General features: G+C 60.9%; 7 protein-coding genes. 6 read left to right on the top strand and 1 reads right to left on the bottom strand.

All coding sequences use genetic code 11. From position 1 onward, the window contains the following. The first annotated feature begins 51 nt into the window (after window positions 1-51). From DOM45_RS15945 to DOM45_RS15965, 5 genes are all read left to right on the top strand, one after another. Window positions 52-1242, top strand: a complete 1191-nt coding sequence (locus DOM45_RS15945; protein ID WP_110602067.1) for an amino acid ABC transporter permease — start codon at window positions 52-54, stop codon at window positions 1240-1242. Between the two features lies 1 nt (window position 1243). Next, on the top strand, window positions 1244-2356 hold the full coding sequence (locus DOM45_RS15950) for an amino acid ABC transporter permease (protein WP_110602069.1): 1113 nt from the start codon (window positions 1244-1246) through the stop codon (window positions 2354-2356). A gap of 115 nt (window positions 2357-2471) precedes the next feature. Further along, window positions 2472-3200, top strand: a complete 729-nt coding sequence (locus tag DOM45_RS15955) for an amino acid ABC transporter ATP-binding protein (RefSeq protein WP_110602129.1) — start codon at window positions 2472-2474, stop codon at window positions 3198-3200. 11 nt (window positions 3201-3211) lie between these two features. Continuing rightward, window positions 3212-3604, top strand: a complete 393-nt coding sequence (locus tag DOM45_RS15960; RefSeq protein ID WP_240612429.1) for a RidA family protein — start codon at window positions 3212-3214, stop codon at window positions 3602-3604. Window positions 3605-3738: 134 nt separating this feature from the next. Beyond that, the gene (locus DOM45_RS15965; protein WP_110602071.1) at window positions 3739-4155 is read left to right on the top strand and encodes a baeRF12 domain-containing protein; all 417 of its coding nucleotides are present in this window, start codon (window positions 3739-3741) and stop codon (window positions 4153-4155) included. Between the two features lie 30 nt (window positions 4156-4185). Here the strand turns inward: DOM45_RS15965 and DOM45_RS15970 are convergent, their stop codons facing one another. Further along, window positions 4186-5112 carry a LysR family transcriptional regulator gene (locus tag DOM45_RS15970; protein ID WP_110602073.1) on the bottom strand — a complete coding sequence of 309 codons (927 nt, stop codon included), beginning with the start codon at window positions 5110-5112 and terminating at the stop codon, window positions 4186-4188. A gap of 152 nt (window positions 5113-5264) precedes the next feature. Between DOM45_RS15970 and DOM45_RS15975 the strand changes: the two genes are divergently transcribed. Beyond that, window positions 5265-6041: a ferredoxin--NADP reductase gene (locus tag DOM45_RS15975; protein WP_110602074.1), complete on the top strand. Its 777-nt coding sequence runs from the start codon at window positions 5265-5267 to the stop codon at window positions 6039-6041. Window positions 6042-6060 lie beyond the last annotated feature (19 nt).

The following is a 6060-nucleotide window of genomic DNA, read 5'->3' on the forward strand; positions in this document are numbered from 1 at the left end:
GGTCTGAGCGCCGGGGCGCGGTGCCTCTCCACGCTCGAGTAGAGACAACTCATGCTGCGTCCATCCACTACCTTACCGCGACGGGGGCACGGGCCCTTGTGGCGGAACCCCGCCATACGCGCCCTGATCGTTCAGGCCGTGCTGTTTCTGGTACTGGCGGCTTTCATCGGTTATCTGGTTCACAACACGCTGCTCAACCTGGAAGCCCGTGGTATTCATACCGGTTTCGGCTTTCTGGAGGGGCGAGCCGGCTTCTCGATTCCACAGACGCTGATCGAGTACACCAGCGACAGTACCTATGGCAGAACCTTCGTCATCGGCCTGCTCAATACGCTGCTGGTGTCGGCGCTGGGTATCGTCGCCGCCACGATCATCGGGTTTCTGGTCGGAATCGCGCGCCTGTCGCCCAACTGGCTGCTGGCGCGTCTGGCGACGATCTACGTCGAAACCTTCCGCAATATCCCGCTGCTGGTTCAGATCCTGTTCTGGTACTACGCCGTACTGCGGGCCCTCCCGTCGCCACGACAGAGTCTGTCGCTGTTCGACGCCTTCTTCTTCAACGTGCGGGGCATGGTGATGCCCGACCCGCAGCCGCTGGATGGCTTTGCCGCCACGCCCTGGGCACTGCTGGTTGCCGTCGTCGTCACGATCCTGTTCGGCGTGTTCGCCAAGCGTCGCCAAGCGAGCACGGGCAAGTCGCTTCCCGTCTACTGGATCGGCCTGACGATCATCGTCGGGCTGCCGCTGATCGTCTTCCTGGCTACCGGGTCACCGCTCGAATGGACGCTGCCGGAAATGGCGGGCTTCAACTTCCGCGGCGGTATCAACATCCTGCCGGAATTGCTGGCGCTGTGGCTGGCGCTGTCGATCTACACGGCGGCGTTCATCGCCGAGATCGTGCGCTCGGGCATTCTGTCGGTCTCTCACGGTCAGACGGAAGCCGCACGCTCGCTGAGCCTGCCGGAGGCGATCACGCTGCGCAAGGTCGTCATTCCTCAGGCGATGCGCGTGATCATCCCGCAGATGACCAGCCAGTATCTCAATCTGATCAAGAACTCGTCACTGGCGACCGCCATCGGCTATCCCGATCTCGTCGCGGTATTCGCCGGTACCACGCTGAACCAGACCGGGCAGGCGATCGAGATCATCGCCATGACCATGGCGGTCTATCTGGTCATCAGCCTGACGGTCTCGTTTTTGATGAATCTCTATAACGCGCGCACGCTGCTGAAGGAGCGTTGAGATGACGACTGACTCTACCTTCCGCACTGAAATGATCGAAGCGCGTGATGCGCCTGACCAGCGTCGGGGTGTGATCGGCTGGTTTCGAGCCAATCTGTTCAACGGCCCTATCAACAGTATCGTCTCGATCGTCGTCATCTACCTGCTGGCACGACTGATCTGGCCGTTCCTCGAATGGGCGGTGATCGACGCTGACTGGATCGGTACCACGCGGGACGCTTGTACCGGCCAGGGCGCCTGCTGGGTGTTCATCTCGGCGCGCTTCGAATCCATCATCTACGGCTTCTATCCGGAAGCCGCGCGTTGGCGCGTCGACATCGTGTTCGCGCTGTTGGCGATCCTGGTCGCCTGGCTGGCGGTCCCCAAGCTTCCCTACAAGAAGTGGGTGGCGCTGTTTGCGCTTATCGGTCTGCCGATCATCGCCTACTTCCTGCTGGTGGGGGGCTCGTTCGGGCTCGAGTACGTGCCGACGCGCGCCTGGGGTGGCCTGATGCTGACGCTGACGATCGCCGTGCTGGGCATCGTCGGTTCGCTACCGCTGGGGATCATTCTGGCCCTCGGTCGACGCTCCAAGATGCCGTTCGTCAAAGGCATCTGCGTGATTTTCATCGAGTTCTGGCGCGGCGTTCCGTTGATCACGGTACTGTTCATGGCCTCGGTCATGCTGCCCCTGTTCGTGCCCGGGAATCTCGATTTCGACAAGCTGCTGCGTGCACTGATCGGGATCATGTTCTTCTGGAGCGCCTACATGGCGGAGGTGATCCGCAGCGGCCTCCAGGCGATCGGCAAGGGGCAGACGGAAGCGGGCCAGGCGCTGGGTCTGAACTACTGGCAGAGAACCGGCCTGATCGTACTGCCGCAGGCACTCAAGCTGGTGATCCCGGGGATCGTCAATACCTTTATCGCGCTGTTCAAGGATACGTCGCTGGTGCTGATCATCGGCCTTTTCGATCTGCTGGCGATCATTCGCGCCGGCCTCACCGACTCCAACTGGCTGGGCTTTTCCACGGAAGGCTATGTCTTTGCGGCGGCCGTCTACTGGATATTCTGCTTCAGCATGTCCCGCTACAGCCTGTACATCGAGCGACGTCTGAACACCGGACATAAACGGTGAGTGCGGCCAGCGACTACGCCTTCACGCACTCCCATAACAAGATTGTCATCAGGAAATCATTGCCATGAGCGAAGCGACAGCGTCTCAGACAACCGCGTCCGGCAGCGACCGACCGATGATCGAAATCGATCATCTCAACAAGTGGTACGGCAGTTTCCATGTGCTGCGCGACATCAACCTGACCGTGACCAAGGGCGAGCGGATCGTCATCTGCGGCCCTTCCGGCTCGGGCAAGTCGACGATGATCCGCTGCATCAATCACCTCGAGGAGCACCAGCAGGGCTCTATCGTGGTCAACGGCGTACCGATGACCAACGACGTCAAGCGGATCGAGCAGATCCGCCGCAACGTCGGCATGGTCTTCCAGCACTTCAATCTGTTCCCGCACCTGACCGTGCTCGAGAACTGCTGCCTATCTCAGATCTGGGTACAGAAGAAACCGCGTGCCGAGGCGGAGAAGACCGCGATGGAATATCTGGAGCGGGTTCAGATCGCCAACCAGGCGCTGAAATATCCCGGCCAGCTCTCGGGGGGGCAGCAGCAGCGGGTGGCGATCGCCCGGGCGCTCTGCATGCGCCCGGAGGTGATGCTGTTCGACGAGCCGACTTCGGCGCTCGATCCGGAGATGATCAAGGAAGTGCTCGACGTCATGATCGAGCTTGCCCACGAAGGCATGACGATGCTCTGCGTCACCCATGAGATGGGCTTCGCCAAGACCGTCGCCGATCGGGTGATCTTCATGGACCAGGGGCAGATTATCGAAGAAGCGCCGCCGCATGAGTTCTTCAACAACCCGCGCTCCGAGCGAACCCAGCTGTTCCTGAGCCAGATTCTGGGGCATTGAGGATAGATCAGATGGGTATCGAAAAACTTTTCGTCAGCGGCGCCCCGCAGCCGATCGCACCGTTCTCCCACGCCTGCAAGGTGGGGGAGCTGGTCTTCATCACCGGCCAGATGCCGACGGTGCCGGAGACCAACGAGATGCTGCTGGGCACGTTCACCGAGCAGACGCACCGGGTGATGCAGAATCTGGCGATCGTTCTGGAAGCCGCCGGCACCAGCTTCGAGCATGTGGTCCAGAGCCGTGTCTTCATCACCAACATGGGGCACTTCGAGGAGGTGAACGGTGTCTACGCCAGCTATTTTGCGGACCCGCTGCCAACGCGAACCTGCATCGGTGTCACCGGCCTCGCCGGCGGTGCCGATGTCGAGGTGGACATGATTGCCTGGATTCCGCCTGTGGAATGATCGACCGACGTTCGGTCTTGGCGACTTCGCCCCGCACCTGCGGGGCGAAGTCGTTTCTGTAGGCCTGAAGGTTGAGCGATGAAGGAATCTCTACCAAGCTTGGATCACGATCCACGGAACAGGAGAGAGTGATCATGGACAAGACCTTCGTTGTTGCTGCCGACGCATCCCGCGCGCGTATCTTCGCCCTGGAGGCTCGGGTGCTGCGTGAAATCGAGACACTGACGCATCCGGAGTCCCGGCTGCATACGGGGGATCTGCGCACGGGAGGCGAGGGGGCGGTCACTTCCGGGCCCAGTCAGCGTCAAACCGGCAACGACAATGCCACCTCGGAGAAACAGGCGATGTTTTTCGCCAAGGAGGTCGCCGGCTACCTGCGCAAAGCGAGAACCCAGGGCAAGGCCGACAAGTTCGTGTTGATTGCCGCGCCACAGTTCCTGGGCCATCTGCGCGACAAGCTCGACAAGCCAACGCTCGACTGCGTGGTCCAGACGCTCGACAAGGACCTCTCGAAAGCCAACGAGGACGAGATCATCAGCAAGCTCGATTGATCCTCGATCAGGGCCGACGATGACTCTCTGTCAGGGGATCGTCGGCAGGTCGATCTCGTCGCTGCGCTGAATGCCGGTTGTCATCTCGCGACACAGGCGCAGGAACTCGCGCATGCCGGTCGTCAGGTATTTCTGACGATGCCAGATGAAGGCGAAGCGGCGGGAAAGATCCAGCTCCGGTGTCGCGATCGGCACCAGGCTGCCGCGTCGGAAAGCGTCTCTCAGCGCCAGGCGAGAGACGCAGCCGATGCCGAGACCGGACTCCACGGCGCGCTTGATCCCTTCGGTATGCTCCAGTTCGAGCAGAATATTGAAACGCCCTCGGCGGTGACGCATGGCATGTTCCAGCGTCCGACGCGTGCCTGAACCCACTTCGCGCATGATCCACGCCTCGCGCAGCAGCCGTTCGATATCGGCGCTGCCCTCGGCGGCCAGCGGGTGGCGTGGCGAGCAGAACACGGTCAGGTCGTCATCGATCCACGGCTGAATGACGATGTCGTCGTGCTGGCAGTCACCCTCGATCAGGCCCAGGTCCAGCTCATGCAGCGCGATGCGCTCGACGATGGAGGCGGTGTTGCGGACGTGCAGCCGGACCCGGCTTTCCGGGTAGCGCTGCATGAAATCGCTGATCAACAGTGTCGCCAGGTAATTGCCGATCGTCAGCGTCGCGCCCACCTCCAGCGAGCTGATACCGCTCTGGCCCTGCAGCAGTTCCTCGATCTCCTCGCCGCGATCCAGTAGCGCGACCGCCTTGGGCAGCAGTTGAAAGCCCAGCGCATTCAGCTTGAGGCGCTTGCCGAGCCGATCCAGCAGTTGGCAGTCGAACTGTCTTTCCAGTTCCGCCAACGCGGTACTCGTTGCCGACTGCGACATCGACAGAGTCTGCGCGGCCCGAGATACGCTCTGATGCTGGGCAATCGCCACGAAAACCTCGAGCTGTCGCAGGGTGTAGCGCATGAGTTGCGGCCCTTATCGATTTTATGGATATAGGATATCCAAATAATCCACTTAACAGAATACCTACGCTTTCTTATAGTCGTCACATCTACTCGGCATCCCGTTTATGCCTTTTCGCTATTATTGATTAACGTCATCGCAAGGAGCCGGTCATGAGCAAATTTGCGCTGGAAGAAGTCTTGAGCGTTCACCACTGGAACGACACCCTGTTCAGCTTCCGGACCACGCGTGAGCGCAGCCTGCGCTTCAAGAACGGGCAGTTCGTGATGATCGGCCTGGAAGTGAACGGCAAGCCGTTGGTGCGTGCCTACTCCGTCGCCAGCCCCAATTACGAAGACCACCTGGAGTTCTTCAGCATCAAGGTCCAGGACGGTCCGCTGACGTCGCGCCTGCAGCATCTCAAGGTCGGCGACCAGATCATGGTCAGCCGCAAGCCCACGGGTACGCTGGTCTGCGACGATCTGCTGCCGGGGCGCAATCTCTACATGCTCTCCACTGGCACTGGCCTTGCGCCGTTCATGAGCCTGATCCAGGATCCCGAGGTTTACGAGCGTTACGAGAAGGTCGTGCTGATCCACGGCGTGCGTACCGTCAGCGAACTGGCCTATGCGGACTTCATCTCCAAGGAGCTGCCGGCACACGAGTACCTGGGCGACGAGATTCGCGACAAGCTGGTCTACTACCCGACGGTGACCCGTGAGGAATTTCATACCATGGGCCGTCTGACCGACCATATCCGCAGTGGCAAGCTGGTCGAGGATACCGGCCTGCCGCCGCTGGATCCGAAACAGGACCGGGCCATGATCTGCGGCAGCCCGGCGATGCTCGAGGAGACCAGCGAGCTGCTCGACGAACTCGGATTTGCCATCTCGCCGCGCATGGGCGAGCCGGGCGATTACGTCATCGAGCGGGCCTTTGTCGAAAAGTAAGGTCGAAAAGTAAGGTCGA

This window comes from Salinicola lusitanus (assembly GCF_003206045.1).
GTDB lineage: Bacteria > Pseudomonadota > Gammaproteobacteria > Pseudomonadales > Halomonadaceae > Salinicola > Salinicola lusitanus.

Bases quoted from the DNA above. Each gene is read 5' to 3' on its own strand.
- DOM45_RS15945 (WP_110602067.1), top strand. From the start codon at position 52: ATGCTGCGTCCATCCACTACCTTACCGCGACGGGGGCACGGGCCCTTG.
- DOM45_RS15950 (WP_110602069.1), top strand. From the start codon at position 1,244: ATGACGACTGACTCTACCTTCCGCACTGAAATGATCGAAGCGCGTGAT.
- DOM45_RS15955 (WP_110602129.1), top strand. From the start codon at position 2,472: ATGATCGAAATCGATCATCTCAACAAGTGGTACGGCAGTTTCCATGTG.
- DOM45_RS15960 (WP_240612429.1), top strand. From the start codon at position 3,212: ATGGGTATCGAAAAACTTTTCGTCAGCGGCGCCCCGCAGCCGATCGCA.
- DOM45_RS15965 (WP_110602071.1), top strand. From the start codon at position 3,739: ATGGACAAGACCTTCGTTGTTGCTGCCGACGCATCCCGCGCGCGTATC.
- DOM45_RS15970 (WP_110602073.1), bottom strand. From the start codon at position 5,112: ATGCGCTACACCCTGCGACAGCTCGAGGTTTTCGTGGCGATTGCCCAG.
- DOM45_RS15975 (WP_110602074.1), top strand. From the start codon at position 5,265: ATGAGCAAATTTGCGCTGGAAGAAGTCTTGAGCGTTCACCACTGGAAC.